This window comes from Paenibacillus sp. 10L310 (genome assembly GCF_056395745.1).
Map to the genome: position 1 here is coordinate 415,065 of NZ_JBFTKC010000001.1, position 15,258 is coordinate 430,322.

General features: G+C 44.4%; 16 protein-coding genes and 1 tRNA gene. 14 read left to right on the forward strand and 3 right to left on the reverse strand.

The annotated features are described in order from the left end of the window. Positions 1–123: 123 nt before the first annotated feature. The 10 genes from leuB (at position 124) to AC1DE7_RS02225 (ending at position 11,556) form a co-directional block, all read left to right on the forward strand. Positions 124–1,209 carry a 3-isopropylmalate dehydrogenase gene (gene leuB, locus AC1DE7_RS02180; protein WP_036669759.1) on the forward strand — a complete coding sequence of 362 codons (1,086 nt, stop codon included), beginning with the start codon at positions 124–126 and terminating at the stop codon, positions 1,207–1,209. Positions 1,210–1,486: 277 nt separating this feature from the next. Beyond that, on the forward strand, positions 1,487–2,026 hold the full coding sequence (locus tag AC1DE7_RS02185) for a peroxiredoxin (protein ID WP_036610146.1): 540 nt from the start codon (positions 1,487–1,489) through the stop codon (positions 2,024–2,026). 356 nt (positions 2,027–2,382) lie between these two features. Further along, positions 2,383–2,799 carry a hypothetical protein gene (locus tag AC1DE7_RS02190; protein ID WP_477533646.1) on the forward strand — a complete coding sequence of 139 codons (417 nt, stop codon included), beginning with the start codon at positions 2,383–2,385 and terminating at the stop codon, positions 2,797–2,799. A gap of 447 nt (positions 2,800–3,246) precedes the next feature. After that, positions 3,247–4,353 carry a PAS domain-containing sensor histidine kinase gene (locus AC1DE7_RS02195; protein ID WP_036610143.1) on the forward strand — a complete coding sequence of 369 codons (1,107 nt, stop codon included), beginning with the start codon at positions 3,247–3,249 and terminating at the stop codon, positions 4,351–4,353. A 121-nt stretch (positions 4,354–4,474) separates the two neighbouring features. Continuing rightward, positions 4,475–5,440 (forward strand): AAA family ATPase, encoded by a 966-nt coding sequence (locus AC1DE7_RS02200; protein WP_017689647.1) that lies wholly within the window; start codon positions 4,475–4,477, stop codon positions 5,438–5,440. A 4-nt stretch (positions 5,441–5,444) separates the two neighbouring features. Continuing rightward, positions 5,445–6,560 carry a DUF58 domain-containing protein gene (locus AC1DE7_RS02205; protein ID WP_036669763.1) on the forward strand — a complete coding sequence of 372 codons (1,116 nt, stop codon included), beginning with the start codon at positions 5,445–5,447 and terminating at the stop codon, positions 6,558–6,560. Then, the gene (locus AC1DE7_RS02210) at positions 6,557–7,870 is read left to right on the forward strand and encodes a DUF4129 domain-containing protein (protein WP_477533647.1); all 1,314 of its coding nucleotides are present in this window, start codon (positions 6,557–6,559) and stop codon (positions 7,868–7,870) included. The genes AC1DE7_RS02205 and AC1DE7_RS02210 overlap by 4 nt, the downstream gene beginning before the upstream one ends. An 83-nt stretch (positions 7,871–7,953) precedes the next feature. Beyond that, positions 7,954–8,910 (forward strand): aldolase catalytic domain-containing protein, encoded by a 957-nt coding sequence (locus tag AC1DE7_RS02215; RefSeq protein ID WP_036610133.1) that lies wholly within the window; start codon positions 7,954–7,956, stop codon positions 8,908–8,910. Positions 8,911–9,199: 289 nt separating this feature from the next. Next, positions 9,200–11,326, forward strand: coding sequence for a bifunctional diguanylate cyclase/phosphodiesterase (locus AC1DE7_RS02220; RefSeq protein ID WP_477533648.1), 2,127 nt, complete (start codon positions 9,200–9,202; stop codon positions 11,324–11,326). Between the two features lie 159 nt (positions 11,327–11,485). After that, a tRNA-Gly gene (locus AC1DE7_RS02225) sits at positions 11,486–11,556 on the forward strand. A gap of 96 nt (positions 11,557–11,652) precedes the next feature. Here AC1DE7_RS02225 and AC1DE7_RS02230 read toward each other — a convergent pair. The 3 genes from AC1DE7_RS02230 to AC1DE7_RS02240 form a co-directional block, all read right to left on the reverse strand. After that, a complete protein-coding gene (locus AC1DE7_RS02230) occupies positions 11,653–12,858 on the reverse strand; it encodes a tyrosine-type recombinase/integrase (protein ID WP_477533649.1) in 1,206 nt (401 codons plus the stop codon). 129 nt (positions 12,859–12,987) lie between these two features. Next, positions 12,988–13,461 (reverse strand): ImmA/IrrE family metallo-endopeptidase, encoded by a 474-nt coding sequence (locus AC1DE7_RS02235; protein WP_477533650.1) that lies wholly within the window; start codon positions 13,459–13,461, stop codon positions 12,988–12,990. Positions 13,462–13,465: 4 nt separating this feature from the next. Further along, on the reverse strand, positions 13,466–14,053 hold the full coding sequence (locus AC1DE7_RS02240; protein ID WP_105597950.1) for a helix-turn-helix domain-containing protein: 588 nt from the start codon (positions 14,051–14,053) through the stop codon (positions 13,466–13,468). A 266-nt stretch (positions 14,054–14,319) separates the two neighbouring features. On the opposite strand from AC1DE7_RS02240, the gene AC1DE7_RS02245 reads away from it, so the two are divergent. From AC1DE7_RS02245 to AC1DE7_RS02260, 4 genes are read left to right on the forward strand one after another with little or no spacing between them, the layout of a single operon-like run. After that, on the forward strand, positions 14,320–14,514 hold the full coding sequence (locus AC1DE7_RS02245; RefSeq protein ID WP_105597951.1) for a helix-turn-helix domain-containing protein: 195 nt from the start codon (positions 14,320–14,322) through the stop codon (positions 14,512–14,514). 56 nt (positions 14,515–14,570) lie between these two features. Continuing rightward, a complete protein-coding gene (locus tag AC1DE7_RS02250) occupies positions 14,571–14,867 on the forward strand; it encodes a helix-turn-helix domain-containing protein (protein ID WP_477533651.1) in 297 nt (98 codons plus the stop codon). After that, on the forward strand, positions 14,864–15,052 hold the full coding sequence (locus AC1DE7_RS02255) for a hypothetical protein (protein WP_477533652.1): 189 nt from the start codon (positions 14,864–14,866) through the stop codon (positions 15,050–15,052). The genes AC1DE7_RS02250 and AC1DE7_RS02255 overlap by 4 nt, the downstream gene beginning before the upstream one ends. Further along, complete coding sequence (locus AC1DE7_RS02260) at positions 15,049–15,249, forward strand: hypothetical protein (RefSeq protein ID WP_477533653.1); 201 nt, start codon at positions 15,049–15,051, stop codon at positions 15,247–15,249. Before AC1DE7_RS02255 ends, AC1DE7_RS02260 begins: the two co-directional genes overlap by 4 nt. Positions 15,250–15,258 lie beyond the last annotated feature (9 nt).

Below are 15,258 nucleotides of genomic sequence, written 5' to 3' on the forward strand. Positions count from 1 at the left end.
ATTAAAGTCATAGATTGTATATCTTGGTCAAATGACCTTGGAATATGATACAAAGGAGAGAGTTAATATGAGACGTTACTTTATGAATAATTAATGAATGAAATATAAGGAGTGGACAACCCAATGGCAGACGTGAAAAAAATTGCAGTTATTGCAGGTGACGGAATTGGCCCTGAAGTCGTAGCTGAGGCTGAGAAAGTTCTTAAACGTACGGAGGAAGTATTCGGTTATCGTTTTGAGACAGAGCATGCGTTGTTTGGCGGAATCGCGATTGATGAGAAGGGTACACCTCTTCCTGAAGAAACACTGACTGTATGTAAAAGTGCAGATGCAGTCCTGCTTGGAGCGGTTGGTGGTCCAAAATGGGATAACAACAGCAAGGAGCTTCGCCCGGAAACAGGCCTGCTGGGTATTCGCAAAGCACTTGGATTGTTCTCCAACCTGCGTCCGGCTGTTGTATTTGATTGCTTGAAGGATGCTTCAACTCTGAAGCCTGAAGTACTTGAAGGTACAGATCTGATGGTGGTACGTGAGTTGACAGGTGGGATCTACTTCGGTGAGAAATTCAGACGTGAAAGTGCACAGGGCGAAGAGGCAGTAGATACGTGTGCATATAATGTAACAGAAGTGGAGCGGATCGTTCGTCAGGCATTCGAAATTGCGCAAGGACGTCGCAAAAAGCTTGCTTCTGTAGACAAAGCCAACGTATTGGAAACTTCCCGTCTCTGGCGTGAAGTCGTGAACCGGGTAGCACCGGATTATCCGGATGTTGAACTGGAGCATGTACTGGTAGACAACTGCGCGATGCAATTGCTGCGTCGTCCGTCCAGCTTCGATGTCATCGTAACGGAAAACATGTTTGGAGATATCTTGAGTGATGAAGCAGCGATGTTGACAGGTTCCATCGGTATGCTCGCATCTGCATCACTGGGAGAGGGCAGCTTCGGACTCTATGAGCCGGTACACGGTTCTGCACCGGATATCGCAGGTCAAGGCCTCGCTAATCCGATTGCAACCATTCTCTCTTTGGCATTGATGTTCCGTACAACCTTTGGGTATACAGAAGGGGCGGATGCCATTGAAGCGGCTGTATCGGATGTATTGAACGCAGGACACCGCACGAGTGATATTGCTGTAGACAAGAGCACAGCGATCAGCACGACCGAAATGGGCGATTTGATCGTGGCGGCTATTCAGAAACAGGCGTAATTATATTACCACCTACAGGCAGCCCTTTGTTTCCAGTTATGGAATGTACAGAGGGCTGTTCCTTTATCATTTTTGCCACGAAAAATCCTTATTTATAATGATTATAAAAAAATAATATTTATAATCTTGACTTTGGGAAGTCCGGATGATAACATTTTACTTGTACTTGTTATCAAGGTTCAAATCATTTTAATTACAGGAAAAGCGTACGCGTTTTTCTTGATGATGAGCAATCCGCAAGGATGCTTACATAATCCCAAAGGAGGAATTTTTAGTTATGGCAGAACGTTTGGTAGGTAGACCAGCACCGGATTTCGCAATGGAAACAGTATCGGGAGACGGACAAGACTTTGGTTCCGTTAAATTGTCCGATTATCGTGGCAAATGGCTTGTATTCTTCTTTTATCCTTTGGACTTCACATTTGTGTGCCCAACTGAAATTACAGCTTTGAGCGTTGCTTCCGAGCAATTCAAAGCTTTGGATACAGAAATCCTTGGCGTGAGCGTAGACTCCGTACACAGCCACAAAGCATGGATCAACACACCTGTAGACAGCAATGGTCTGGGTCAATTGAACTTCCCGCTGGCTTCCGATATCACGAAGCAAGTGGCTAAAGATTACGGCGTTCTGATCGAAGAAGAAGGCGTAGCATTGCGCGGTCTGTTCATCATTGATCCAGAAGGCGAATTGAAATATCAAGTGGTTAACCACAATGATGTAGGCCGTAGTGTTGAAGAAACACTTCGCGTACTGCAAGCACTGCAATCCGGCGGATTGTGTGCAATGAACTGGAAACCAGGCGACACTAACCTGTAAGCCAGATTAACTTGAACGGTTTTTGTTCAAGCCCTCATCCCGTTAGGGATTGAGGGCTTTTTGCACCCTTTTGCCAAAAGTTATTACGAAGTTAATCAAAAGTGTTTGAACAAGCAGCTAAGCGTGTTAATAATATATTAGAAGAAAGTCTTCTTTTTATCTGTTGAAAGAGGAATTGATGGCCTTCAAGGCGAATAGGGTATGGAAACCCGGTAAATATTCCGGTGCTCTGCATTTATAATCTGTACATGAATGTGATACACTGATGGAACTATTCCTTTTCGGAAGTGCTGGAAGTGTACGGGATGGCATTTTAACAAAAAAGTCCCGGCACGTAATAAGGAGGGTGAACAAAAATGAGTTACTGTTGTGGGGCAAGTATGGTTGGAACGAAGGGCACGCTGAAGCATTACCGCACCCAGGTTCATAATGTTCCCCTGCTGTTTTGCCCGGTGTGTCACCGGGTTGAGGTGCATTATAAAGTGGAAAACGAGTACGAAATTCTGGCTGAATATGCGCATGGAGACGGTGCATCCGAGATAGACTTTCAAGATTATGTTACAGAAGATGAGGATTCCATTTTCGAAAACTGTGTAAACCGTGAGAGCGAGGATGCCATGGTCATTGTGCAGCGCCAGATTGATATGGCTCTGGATTTGCTCAGGCTCGCGAAGGAAACCAAAGACGAGAAGTGGGAAAGCGAACTTAAACGTCGATTAGCTGTGATGAGTCAGCGCAGACTGAAAATTCAGCATAATAAGACCGGACTATAGATGATCTCGGATATATCACCAATTAAAGATATTAAAAACGAAGCTGATTTGCCTACTGGGTGAAACGGCTTCGTTTTTGTGCTGTGTTCTGGAACTAATTCGAGGTTTTTTTTAAAATAATTTCCATTCGACACTTTCTCCGATTGACTCTCTTCTATAAACTTGTCTATGATAAAAACAGACTTGCAAAAGAGGCGGAGCAAAAAATGTTCGTGTTTGGGAATAGGAGAAGGTCAGAATGGGACAAACGTATATGATTTTCCGGATCGACTGTTGGTTACCGGGAATAGACCAGCTTGAGTTCCGGACATGCCATCCATATTTTCGGCTCAGCCCCCCAACGAAAGGGCACCGGTAATGAAAAATAAAATCGGCCCTTCCTGTTTCTGTGATGATATGATGTCCGAATGGCAAGTTTATCATTTACGTGAAAAGGAGGAACCTGACATGATTAGTGAATTTCAGGATACAGTGCCTCAACCAACGGATGGTTTCCCGCCTGTGCATCTGGATAACAACAAGTACGAGAATGTACTGGAACATCTGGATAGCGGTATTATGTTGTTTGACAGTCACGGTGTATTGACGTTTATTAACGTTCAGATGGCAAAGTTGTTGGAACTTCCAAGAAGTCTGTTGAGCGGCTGCACCCTGATGCAAATGCTGCATCATCCGCAGATGAGCCGATTCAAGAAAAAGAAAATTTTACGTATCTATCGGGAAACTATTTTTCACCGTAAGCGCTATCATGAATTGATTGATGAATACGGAAGGCATTGGCTGGTTACTGTGACGTACGGTGATCAGATGGATGGCGACTTCTTGTTCAGCGTCAAAGATGTATCTGATTATAAACAAATTGAACAGACCGCTTATCAAAATGACAAACTTGCGATGCTGGGGCGAATTTCAGCATCTATTGCTCATGAAATTCGTAATCCGTTGACTGCAATCCGTGGGTTCATTCAACTGCTCAGGCCCCATTTGCTGCAGCTCGGCAAAGACGAGTACGCTCGAATCATACTGACGGAGATTGATCGGGCGAATGACATCATCTACGAATTTTTGAATTCTTCCAAACCGTCAGCTCCACAGAAGACCGTGATATCCGTCGACTCTTTGCTCAAAGAGGTGGTCTTGCTGACCGAAAGCGAAGGGTTGATGAAGGGATGCGAGATCGTACTGGATGAAGGGGATGCCCCGCTGAATGTGTCCATTGATGTCAAACAGATTAAGCAGGTTATTTTGAATATGGTGAAAAACGCAATGGATGCCATTGAGGAAGTTGGCGAAGAACATACGGGTCTAATTCGAATATCTACCGCCACGGAAAACAAGTTCGTGCAGATCTCCATCGCGGATAACGGTCATGGGATGGACCATAACACGCTTGTACGTCTGTTTGATCCATTCTTCACGACCAAGGAGAGCGGAACGGGGCTTGGACTTTCGGTGAGTTACCGAATCATCAAGAACCATGGAGGCACCATCTCTGTGGATAGCAAAAAGGGTGAAGGCACGCGGTTTATAATTATGTTACCCTTGGTATATTGAGAAAAGCGGGGAGTCGAGGAGTTGGCCATTTGCCAACTCCTTTGTTTTATGTTGCTAATAACGGTTATAGTTAGTAATGAATGCGAATACATAAGCTCCATAACGGAAGGATGAGATGCAGATGGAAATCCAAGGAATGGAACGAATGAATCAACAATTGATGGATCATGTGGGAAAAGTGATTGTGGGAAAAGAGCATACGATAGAGCTGGTGATGACAGCGATCATAGCGTCAGGACATGTGCTGCTGGAGGATGTACCGGGTACCGGAAAAACGATGCTTGCCAAATCGGTAGCTTCCTCATTGGACTGCACATTCCAACGCATCCAGTTTACACCGGACTTGCTGCCCTCTGACTTAACAGGGATTCATTTTTTTAATCAAAAAGAAGGGGATTTTGAATTCCGACCCGGCCCCTTGTTTGCCAATCTTGTACTAGCCGATGAGATTAACCGGGCTACACCGCGTACACAATCAAGTTTGCTGGAGTGTATGGAAGAGCGCCAGATCAGTATCGACGGTTCAACGAGACAGCTGGAACGGCCATTCATCGTTATCGCCACCCAGAATCCTGTAGATAACCAAGGAACTTTTCCGCTACCTGAAGCGCAGATGGATCGTTTTATGATGAAAATTCGCATGGGTTATCCAAGCAGTGAAGAGAGTGTAGAAATTTTGAGACGTACGGTAGCCAGTCGTTCTGTTGATGATCTCTCGGCAGTGATCAGTCGTGAAGAACTTTTGAAGGCGCAGGATACGTATAAAACAGTGCAAATCAACGAAGATCTGCTACGATATATCATTCAGTTAACCGAAGCGACAAGGCAACATCCAGAGCTCTCGCTTGGCGTAAGTCCACGAGGGGCTCAGGCATTACTCAAGGCAAGTCAGGCATGGGCTGCACTGCATGGCAGAGACTTTGTTTTGCCTGATGATATTAAAGTACTGGCGGAACCTGTGCTGGCCCACCGACTGGTATTCCGTAACAGGATCAGACAACAAGAGGGCTTGGCGGAGCGTATCATCCAGGAACTTCTGAATCAGACAGAAGTGCCTACGGAGAATCTCGCTACAAGCGGGCGTTAATCTTATGGCATTATTATGGCTTGTCCTTGTTGGAGGCATTGTCGTTGTTATACATGGTGTGTGGTTTGGACGACCTGCACTGCGAAAACTCAGATACAGCAGACAATTCAGCAAGCTGCGTTGTTACGCTGGAGATGAACTTGAGATGGTGGAGACGATATCGAATGAGAAACGAGTCTCCGTACCGTGGCTCAGACTTGAATCGATGATGCCAGTGTCGTTTGTATTTCGTTCCGGCTCAGGTATGGATATTAGTCAAGGCGAAATCTATCAGAACCATAAGAGTATTTTTACGTTAAAACCGTTTACTCGTATTACGCGCAAGCATCCTTTTACATGTACTCAGCGTGGAATTTATCCATTAAATACAGCAACGATGACAGGTGGGGATCTCTTTGGCGTGTGGCGTTCCACCAAACCAATTCCTTTGCAAATGTCTATGATCGTGTATCCTTCATTAGTGAATGCAGAGGATCTTCCTGCAATTTATCAGGTATGGCAGGGAGAAGTGGAAGTATCACGATGGATCGTTGAAGATCCTTTCTTGATCCTGGGTGTTCGGCCTTATGGTGCAGGCGACCCCATGAATCGTATTCACTGGAAAGCGAGTGCACGTACAGGTGAATTACAAGTCTACAAACAGGGATGGACGGCTGATCCGCAATCCTGGATTGTAGTCAATATTCAGGAATCTGCAGATATGTGGAGTGTTGTTACTCGACCGGAAAAGATTGAGCGGGCACTTCGTTACGCTGCCACGGCTGCAGTGGATGCCATCGGTAGAGGGTTGCCAGCAGGTTTCGCCCATAATGGTTATCATGTGGGTGGAGGCCGCGATACACTTCGGATTGAACCGGATTATGGCACGCCCCATCTGGAACGGTTACTGGAAGCTATGGCTGAGACAGAATTGAAATGTATGGTGCCCATGGAGCAATTCCTGAATGATGAAGTACGTCTGAATGAAGAAGCACAGCAAATCCGCAGCTATCTGCTGATTACATCCTATGTATCTGCCGCTATGGAGCACGAGATTGCACGTCTGCACGAACAAGGACATCGTGTAACGATTCTCCCGGTAGAGGACGTGAAGGGTAATACGAAGGCGGTGAGTGCATGAGGAACAGACCGGTAGCAACGACCACAGGACTCATAACAATGCTTGCCGTCTTGATGGCTGGCATATACCTTTTTCCGATATTTACGCTTGCTTCATTCTACGCAATGGAACATTTGCCATACACACTATTCATCCTGGTTGTTCTTGTAGGTTGGTTAGGACAGTTCATTCAGCATAAAATTCCAGGTTTTAGCGAGAAAAGCACACTCATTCGTGGATTAACGGCACTCGTCATAGGATTTCTCTTCGCACTCGTTGTTGGGATGAGCCTTATTCTCCCGTTGCCGGATATCATCACATTGGTACTGTGTGGAGTCATATCGGCTTATACAGGTCTGACCTTCCAGCCAGTCTTTCATTCAGTGTTGTTATGGCGCTTGCAGATTATGGGTGTAATCAGTGCAATCGTGCTTATGATTGCTTCGAACTCGTTGGAATTCATGCAGCCGATACAAACCTATACCCTATGGATCTATATTGCGGGAGTGATCAGCTTTGCCTTTTGGCTGGTTGGACGATATATGCTACAACTGGATCAGGCAATACTCAATGACGGCAAGAGAAGATTGGTATTAAGAGATTTTGCACGTGCGAATCATCAGCGGTTCATGTGGATGTTTATTGTTATCGTAGCGATTGGTGCTTTCCCAAGTCTGGCTGCCTGGCTGGGACCGCTGCGTGATCGCTTGCTCGCATGGATCAGGGGATGGTTTGGTCCGATTTCCGGCGAGGAGCCACGATTACCAATGGACAACCCCAATCAGCAGTTAAATATACCGAATGACTGGAGAGAGCCGCCATCCGAGCCCTCAGTCTTCTGGAACATCCTCGGATGGGTAGTGATGTGTGCTGTAGCAGGAGCAATCCTGTGGCTGCTTCTGAGGTTGGGTCAAAAAACGATAAACAGACTTATGGACCGATTCAAGGGGATGTTACAACCAGGTGAAAAGAAGGCAGAACCACGGACGGAGTATATCGATGTCAGTGAGACGCTTGATGCGCCAGCAAAAGTCCGAAAGAATTGGTTTCGGAAGAAAGAAGCGCCACCTGCACAGGATGCCGAACGTGTTCGGTATTACTATCGGACTTGGATTGAAAGAGCCGCTCATCGAGGCGTGGAAATACAGGGGACACACACTCCGCTGGAGGCTGCACAGACCATTATTCAGAATGGTATGAAGGTAGAAGAAGATGAGCTGTCTGCGAGACTGCCAGATACGTATAATGCCGTTCGTTATGGAGAGAAAGCTCCCGATCGTTCCGATATGGTTGAGATTGACCGAATCTGGAGATCTTATCGAAGTAAATAAGTCCGGAATCCCTTTACTTTTCTTGTCACGTTCAAGTATCATGAGAGGAATACACAAGTTGGTCAGAAAAGGAGCAGACATTAATGAAGACAAATCATTGCAAAATTGTAGATTGTACGATCCGTGATGGCGGATTGGTGAATAATTGGGACTTTAGCGTGGACTTTGTTCAACAGCTATATGCTGGATTGAATGAAGCTGGCGTTGATTATATGGAAATTGGATATAAGAACTCTCCGAAGTTGCTTAAAGGTGCCGAGGAAGCAGGACCGTGGCGTTTCCTGAACGATGATTTCCTGCGTAAAGTTATTCCTCAAAAAGGCAATACCAAACTGTCTGCGCTGGTTGACGTAGGTCGTGTGGACGAAAATGATATCTTGCCTCGCAGTGAGAGCATGCTGGATCTGATCCGGGTTGCCTGCTACAGCAAAGATGTAGACAAGGCACTTGCACTGGTTCAAACATTCCATGATCGTGGATATGAAACTACACTTAATATTATGGCACTCTCCAATGTTATGGAGAATGAATTGCTGGAAGCATTTGAATTGATCAAAGAAAGCGCTGTGGATGTTGTTTACATTGTAGACTCCTACGGTAGCTTGGACCATAATGATGTGAAATATCTGGTAGAGAAGTTCAAGACTCACTTGCCTAACAAACGTCTTGGTGTTCACACACATAATAATATGCAACTTGCGTTTTCTAACACATTGGTTGCGGCAGAACTTGGCGTTGAACTGCTTGACGCTTCTGTGTATGGTATGGGACGTGCGGCAGGAAACTGTCCAACCGAATTGCTCGTAGCTCATCTGAAAGGAACAAAATACAATCTGCGTCCAGTACTTGGTGTATTGGAACAGTTGATGGTTCCGCTCAGAGAAAAAGAAGAATGGGGTTACATTCTGCCTTACATGATTACAGGTGCGTTGGACGAGCATCCACGTTCAGCGATGGCGATTCGCTCATCGGAAGACAAGGATAAGGTTGTTGATTTCTATGATAAATTAACAACACCAGAAGTGAATTTTGAGAAGTAATATAGTCTGAAATACAGTTGCAAAATAGGAAAACATGGACTCTAACTGGAGATCCATGTTTTTTTAGTTCTTAATGCCTTGTTTTTCTATATATTTGTGAATAAATATTCCTAGGAGTAACTATTTTTTAGTTCACGTATACAAAATTAAATGTTATTATGTACCAGATAGCATGTGTATGCATGTGAATTGAACGTTGGTTAATATGTTTTTTGTCGAATCGTGTAGTAAGTTGTTAAGTTTGGTTAATGTAATTCAGGATAGGTGATCCCGGGAAGGAAAACACGGCATGAAGGTTAATCTGCAAGATCAGAGAAAAATAAGTTGGGTCGCTGTGGGCGGCTTATTATGTTTCCTCGCAAGTCAATGGTTTCGTTCTTCTTCAAGCTCTGATCTGATCATATCGGGTTACCCGGTTTTGACACTCTTGGGTGGATTTGCTGCGGTAGCGGCTTGTATCGGCATCTATAATCAAAGCTGGTTGTTTCGGACACAAAAGCTAACGCTTCGGAGGACATTATTGACAACACTCTTTTTATTGATTGGTCTGTTTGAACTGGTTCATATCGTTTCATTTGCAGAAGAGATTCCAAATGGAGCCATGATGGAATCGGAGTTCTCCTTAATGATGTCAACCATGGGATCTTTGGTATGTTCCGTAGGTTTACTGCTCGTGTATACCTTAAATGAGAAAGAATTTGCATTACCACGCAAATTCTTACTTTTAAGTGGGACATTGGGTACCTTTGTTATTTTGTACATACTGGCTATTCAGGAATGGAGCATGTTGCCGAGTATGTTTGATGGGGAAGTGCTTGGTGGTATCTTCACTCGAGTTCATCTTATGGTTGGATTGCTCTATGGCATTATTGCTGTTCTTTTGTTTGTACAATGGAAAAAAACCAAAGACGGTGATTTACCAACCATTCTATGTGGCATTCTGTGTTTCTTTTTTGGTGAATGTTATTTTGTTTCAGCAACTGGGGTGAACGATCTCAATCTATTATTAGGATTGCTGAGTAATTGTATGGCATATTTTTTCATTCAAAAAGGGCTGTATACGTCCGTAGTGGACACACCTTTCCTGCAACAGCAGGTCGCGGAAGCCAAGATGAACTATATTGCTCATCATGATGACGTGACGGGACTTCCAAACCGTCGTCGCCTTTCACAGCAGCTGAAAAAGATGATGGATGATGCCGTGGTGCAGGAACAGCTTGTTGGTGTATTGGTCCTGAATATTAATCGGTTCAAGACCATTAATGATTCGCTTGGACAGCAAGCAGCTAACCGTGTTTTGCGTCAGGTAGGTCAACGACTGAAACAATTGTCCCTTCCAGGAGAAGAAGTCTTTGGATTGGGAAGAGATGAGTTTGCATTAACGATGACAGATTTCAGTTCAACCGATACAGCGTTGCGTCGGACAAGATCCATTTTGCAACTTTTTGAGAAGCCCGTCTTGGTTGATGGCAATGAGTATCATCTGACACTTGGAATTGGGATGGCCATTTTCCCACATGATGGGGAGTCACCACTGGAGATTATTCAAAATGCCGATACGGCTTTGCACAGTGCTAAGGAACAAGGAATGGAACTGAATCGTTTTGCCCATGCGATGCAGATGAAGGCACAGGAGCGTTTGCAGCTTGAGAATGATCTGCGCAAGGCGTTGGATCGAGGTCAGTTCTACCTGGTCTACCAGCCGCAGGTTAATCTGCAAAGTGGGCTAATCGTCGGCATGGAAGCTTTGGTGCGTTGGCAGCATCCGCAGCGAGGCTCGGTATCTCCGGCGGATTTTATTCCTCTGGCAGAAGAGAGTGGGCTCATTGTGCCACTTGGTGAATGGGTGCTTCGTGAAGCGTGTGCACAGAACAAACAGTGGCAGGAAGCCGGTTATCGTAAACTGTGTGTTTCGGTGAATCTGTCGATGAGACAATTCAGGCACTCCCATTTGTTGGACAATATCAATGGCATTCTCAAAGAGACGGGACTAGAGCCTGTATGGCTTGAACTGGAGATTACAGAGAGCATGACATTTGATAAAGACCGGTCATTCGAACAGTTGCGCAAAATCAAAGAAATTGGTGTGCATATCAGTATTGATGATTTTGGAACGGGATACAGCTCGTTGCACTATCTGAAGGATCTGCCGATTGATCGGCTTAAGATTGACCGTTCATTTGTGAATGAAGTCATGGAGGACAGCAATAACGCAGCGATCGTATCTACCATCACCTCAATGGCGCATCATTTACAACTGAAAGTCACAGCTGAGGGTGTGGAGAACGAAGATCAGATGGTCTTTCTTCGCAATCAACACTGTCACGAGGCTCAGGGTTATTTCTTCAGCAAACCGATTAAAGCCGCTGAATTTGAAAAGAAGTTTTTGAGAGATGTGGATAAGCCTACAGGATAGGGAACAGCGGGGGCGCGAGGGTGCTCCTGCTTTTTTTGATGGATACGTAATGAAAAAAATGGAAAATATGACTTGCATGCTATAGAGGATCATGGTATATTATTATTTGTAAAATCACTGTTAAATTCCTAAGGAACTTAACAATAAATCTTCAATCATGCGGGTGTAGTTCAATGGTAGAACTTTAGCCTTCCAAGCTAATAGCGTGGGTTCGATTCCCATCACCCGCTTTATACTTTGTAATACCTTTAAGCCCCGTTGCTGCGGGGTTTTTTGTTTGCTTAAAATTCGACAAACGACTAGACTATTTTTGTTTATGGGGCAACTCATGGGGCAAATCGCAATCTTTTAGGATCAAACACCTCTAAACGGTCTGCGGCCTCTCTGGAGATCATGTCAGACGAATGGGTATAGATATCCGCTGTCGTTCCAATCTTAGTGTGCCGTAACCGTTCTTGCATGGTCTTGAGATCCGCGCCGCTTTCTCTGAGCAACATGGCTGCCGTGTGCCGCAACCCATGTAGTTTGACATGTGGAATGCCCTTCTTCTGTAAAAACTTCCTCCAGGTGCTTGTGGGGGTCGTAGGGAAGTACATAATTCCTTTTCCACCATGGAATACATATGATTTGTTCTCTCCAGCCCAATCTTTGCATTGGAATTTCTCTTTTTTCCATATTCGTTCGTATTCCTTGAGCTGGGCCATGTACCACTTCGGCATAGCTACCCAACCCTCGGATTCTTCTGTCTTAACTTCGCCTTCAATCTTGTTACCTTCTTTATCAAATGTGATTTGCTTATCGATCCAGATTGCTCCCCGATCATAGTCGACGTCCGGCCACTCTATAGCTAAATATTCGCCCCGTCTGAAGCCGCCAAGGAGTGACCCGGTAAAATAGAGCCTCCACCTATCTGGCAGGTCGTAGAGAGCCAGCAGGACCGTTTCTGATTCTGAGCTATTAAATGCCTTCTTTACACCGCGCATAACTTTCTTTTCCTTCTTGCTGGTTTTCGGTCGCTGAACGCCATCCATCGGGTTCTTCGTAATCAGGTCCCAATCATGGGCAGCGTCAAAAACCGACTTGGCCGCTTTGTAGATATTTAATTTCGAATTAGTAGCGAACTCTTTCCCGTTCTCGCGCCGCAGCTCTCCAAAGAAGGTAACAAGCTGCAGGGTTGTTATTTTACTAATTTTCAGGTGGCCAAACTCTGGAACCACATATTTGTTCAGATTGTAGAGGTTCACGTTCTGAGTGTATTCGCCCATATTCCCTGCAGCGTAGCCTTTCTCCCATTTCGGAATGAAGTCCTTAAAAGTGATGTCCTCCTGTTTGACTGCCTTTCCTGCAATTACTTGTTCACTCCATTTAGCTTCTTCAAGCGCAAGCCAGGATTCTCTTTTCTTGTCTGATTTTGAACGGGCGATCTCTTCTGGCATGTAGACAGTAACAGACCTTTTCGGTCTGGACGCCTTTGAGGGATCTCGCTCAACAATTTTATACTTGTTGCCTCCTAGATGTTCACTCCAAGCCATGTCATTCTTCCTTTCTAAGGATTGATATTGGATTGTTATATTTCCAATTACATGAAAAACACCTCCTTTAAGGAACGTATGTTCTGTTTTTAGGTATGAAAAGCCCGTTGTGATAGGCCATCGGGAATATTACGCAGTAGATTCAATTACTCCCAGTGGATCAAACAAAATGATATGTCGTTCATCCGCTCGGACAGATATACCAAACTTCTCAGTGTAGCGGTCAATGGCTGACTGAAGAAATTGTTCTGTTACCCCTAGGTATTCGGCAAGATCATACCGACCTGAAATCCGGGCATGGTGAGCCTGGACAATGCCTTCAAGCGGGATCATACACTCATAGGCCCACTGCCTGGCACGAAGCTCTTGCTTTCGTTTATGTATGTCGCTTTGGTCAAGAATATCGCCAAAGCTCGTGTGATGGTGCCCTAGTTCTTCAGCAAGTATGCAGGCTTTTTCAATGATAGTAGAGATTCGCTTATCTATAAGAATTAACCCATCTGCATAGAAGCCCTTGCTTCTGCCCCGTAAGGGCTTCTCGACGATATCGACGTCTGACACACAAGCCTCAGCGCATAGTTTTTCGTAGTTGTAGGCTACCATCACGTCACTCCTTGCTCTTTCTAAGCTGCCTTCTTAATTTTACTAACTCTTTGAATTCCTCGATATCCTGAAGTTCTTCTTCTGTCCAATCATCACCGTCATGGTGAGCTGCAATGGTTTGAGGCACATATTGTTGAGATTCACCTTCTATGTTGGCACTTAAGGGTTTTGAGGTCATTGTTTTATACCCTGCAGCTTCCATAAAGTCTTCTCGAAGGACTAAGATCTCATAAGGATTAAAAACAGCTAACCTTTCTACAAACTCAGGCTCCGGTTTTATTAGACAAATACCCATCAAATAATTATCTAGAGTTTCGGAGTCAACCCCGCTTAATTTTGCAACTTCCTCAATGGGTTTATTCCCTACTATAATCCGGAGCATTTGCTCAAATCTTGATAGTTCGAACCCGTAAAGAACTCGCTCAACAGATACATTAAATAAGTCGGCTACCTTTTGTAACTTGTCAATGGAAGGGGAGTTCTTATTCCAGTTGTATATAGCGCCATTCCCAAAACCTAACTCTTTCTCAAGTTTTGGGATAGAAGTGTTAAATTCCTTACAAAGTTCTCGTATATTATCGACAATATTCATATCAACTCTCCTAACAGAAAATATTCTAACTAAAATATTCGGTTATTTGTTGACTTAACTAAAATATTCGGTTATATTGGTTTCAACAGCTTAATTAACAGCGAAAAAGGCAATAAAAAACCAGAGGTCACTTGACCCCGTATCAAAAATCGTTCCCCAACGACGTTTATTTGGTTGTGTCTTCTTCACGATAATAGATTATTTTCGGTTCATTGTCAATAATTAAGCTGTTTATTTTACAAACTCTTACAAAGGAGGGGTGTTAAATGCCACATTATACTGAGTTTGGAGCTGAAGCGAGAAAGATCATGTTCCAACGCAACATTAAATTGAAGGACCTTGCTAGTGAACTTGGTGTCTCAGTTACTTATGTTTCCGAGATTCTTAAAGGAACACGTGAAGGAAAGAAGCAAAAACCTATGATCGCAAGGCTGTTAGGCATGGAGAGCGAGGTTTGCTAAATCCTATCCAAGTGTATCTCTAACACAATTTAAACATTCAATTAATTCATTTAACAATGAAAGAAAGTGGTTTTGTGACATCAACAGCAGGATTTATCGAAGCACTACGTGTGGAAATCAAGCATGAACTAAGAGCCGAGATCCTGGCCGAGCTTAAACCTACCATCGAACAACTTTTATACGCTAATGTGTTTGATTTTGCTGAGGCATGCAGATATCTGAAGGTTTCGGACTCCACGTTACGGCGGATGGTTAAAAACGGCGAGATTCCTTTCATTAGGAATCGGACACTAATTCACTTTCGTCAGATCGCATTAGATAAATGGCTAGAAGGAAAGGAGCAAACAAAGTGAGTAAAATGCCAAGCCTGGTACTGCCAGAAGTGATGGATTACTGCGCTGATCCAGAATGTGCCTCTGAAATTGTAGAAGGCCAGATAGCTGTACGTCATGGCAAAGATCTGTATTGTAAGTTGAGTTGCCTGGCAAAGTCCATCGGCGCTGTGACGATCTCAGCAGGGGATCAGGAAAGGAGGTGAGAATCTTGCCATTGATGACAGAACAGCATTTCAAAGCAGCCTGTGGATTTTACCTAGCTCTTGCAAGCCAGATGCGCCGCAGTGGCCATATCAAAGTCGCTACTCATGCGGACAAGCAGTACCGCACTTATCGTAATCGTCTGCACGCAAAAATGCAGCTGATCGGCTCCTACCCCGAAACAGCTGCACATAGTTAAAAACTCTAC

Bases quoted from the DNA above. Each gene is read 5' to 3' on its own strand.
- leuB (WP_036669759.1), top strand. From the start codon at position 124: ATGGCAGACGTGAAAAAAATTGCAGTTATTGCAGGTGACGGAATTGGC.
- AC1DE7_RS02185 (WP_036610146.1), top strand. From the start codon at position 1,487: ATGGCAGAACGTTTGGTAGGTAGACCAGCACCGGATTTCGCAATGGAA.
- AC1DE7_RS02190 (WP_477533646.1), top strand. From the start codon at position 2,383: ATGAGTTACTGTTGTGGGGCAAGTATGGTTGGAACGAAGGGCACGCTG.
- AC1DE7_RS02195 (WP_036610143.1), top strand. From the start codon at position 3,247: ATGATTAGTGAATTTCAGGATACAGTGCCTCAACCAACGGATGGTTTC.
- AC1DE7_RS02200 (WP_017689647.1), top strand. From the start codon at position 4,475: ATGGAAATCCAAGGAATGGAACGAATGAATCAACAATTGATGGATCAT.
- AC1DE7_RS02205 (WP_036669763.1), top strand. From the start codon at position 5,445: ATGGCATTATTATGGCTTGTCCTTGTTGGAGGCATTGTCGTTGTTATA.
- AC1DE7_RS02210 (WP_477533647.1), top strand. From the start codon at position 6,557: ATGAGGAACAGACCGGTAGCAACGACCACAGGACTCATAACAATGCTT.
- AC1DE7_RS02215 (WP_036610133.1), top strand. From the start codon at position 7,954: ATGAAGACAAATCATTGCAAAATTGTAGATTGTACGATCCGTGATGGC.
- AC1DE7_RS02220 (WP_477533648.1), top strand. From the start codon at position 9,200: ATGAAGGTTAATCTGCAAGATCAGAGAAAAATAAGTTGGGTCGCTGTG.
- AC1DE7_RS02230 (WP_477533649.1), bottom strand. From the start codon at position 12,858: ATGGCTTGGAGTGAACATCTAGGAGGCAACAAGTATAAAATTGTTGAG.
- AC1DE7_RS02235 (WP_477533650.1), bottom strand. From the start codon at position 13,461: ATGGTAGCCTACAACTACGAAAAACTATGCGCTGAGGCTTGTGTGTCA.
- AC1DE7_RS02240 (WP_105597950.1), bottom strand. From the start codon at position 14,053: ATGAATATTGTCGATAATATACGAGAACTTTGTAAGGAATTTAACACT.
- AC1DE7_RS02245 (WP_105597951.1), top strand. From the start codon at position 14,320: ATGCCACATTATACTGAGTTTGGAGCTGAAGCGAGAAAGATCATGTTC.
- AC1DE7_RS02250 (WP_477533651.1), top strand. From the start codon at position 14,571: ATGAAAGAAAGTGGTTTTGTGACATCAACAGCAGGATTTATCGAAGCA.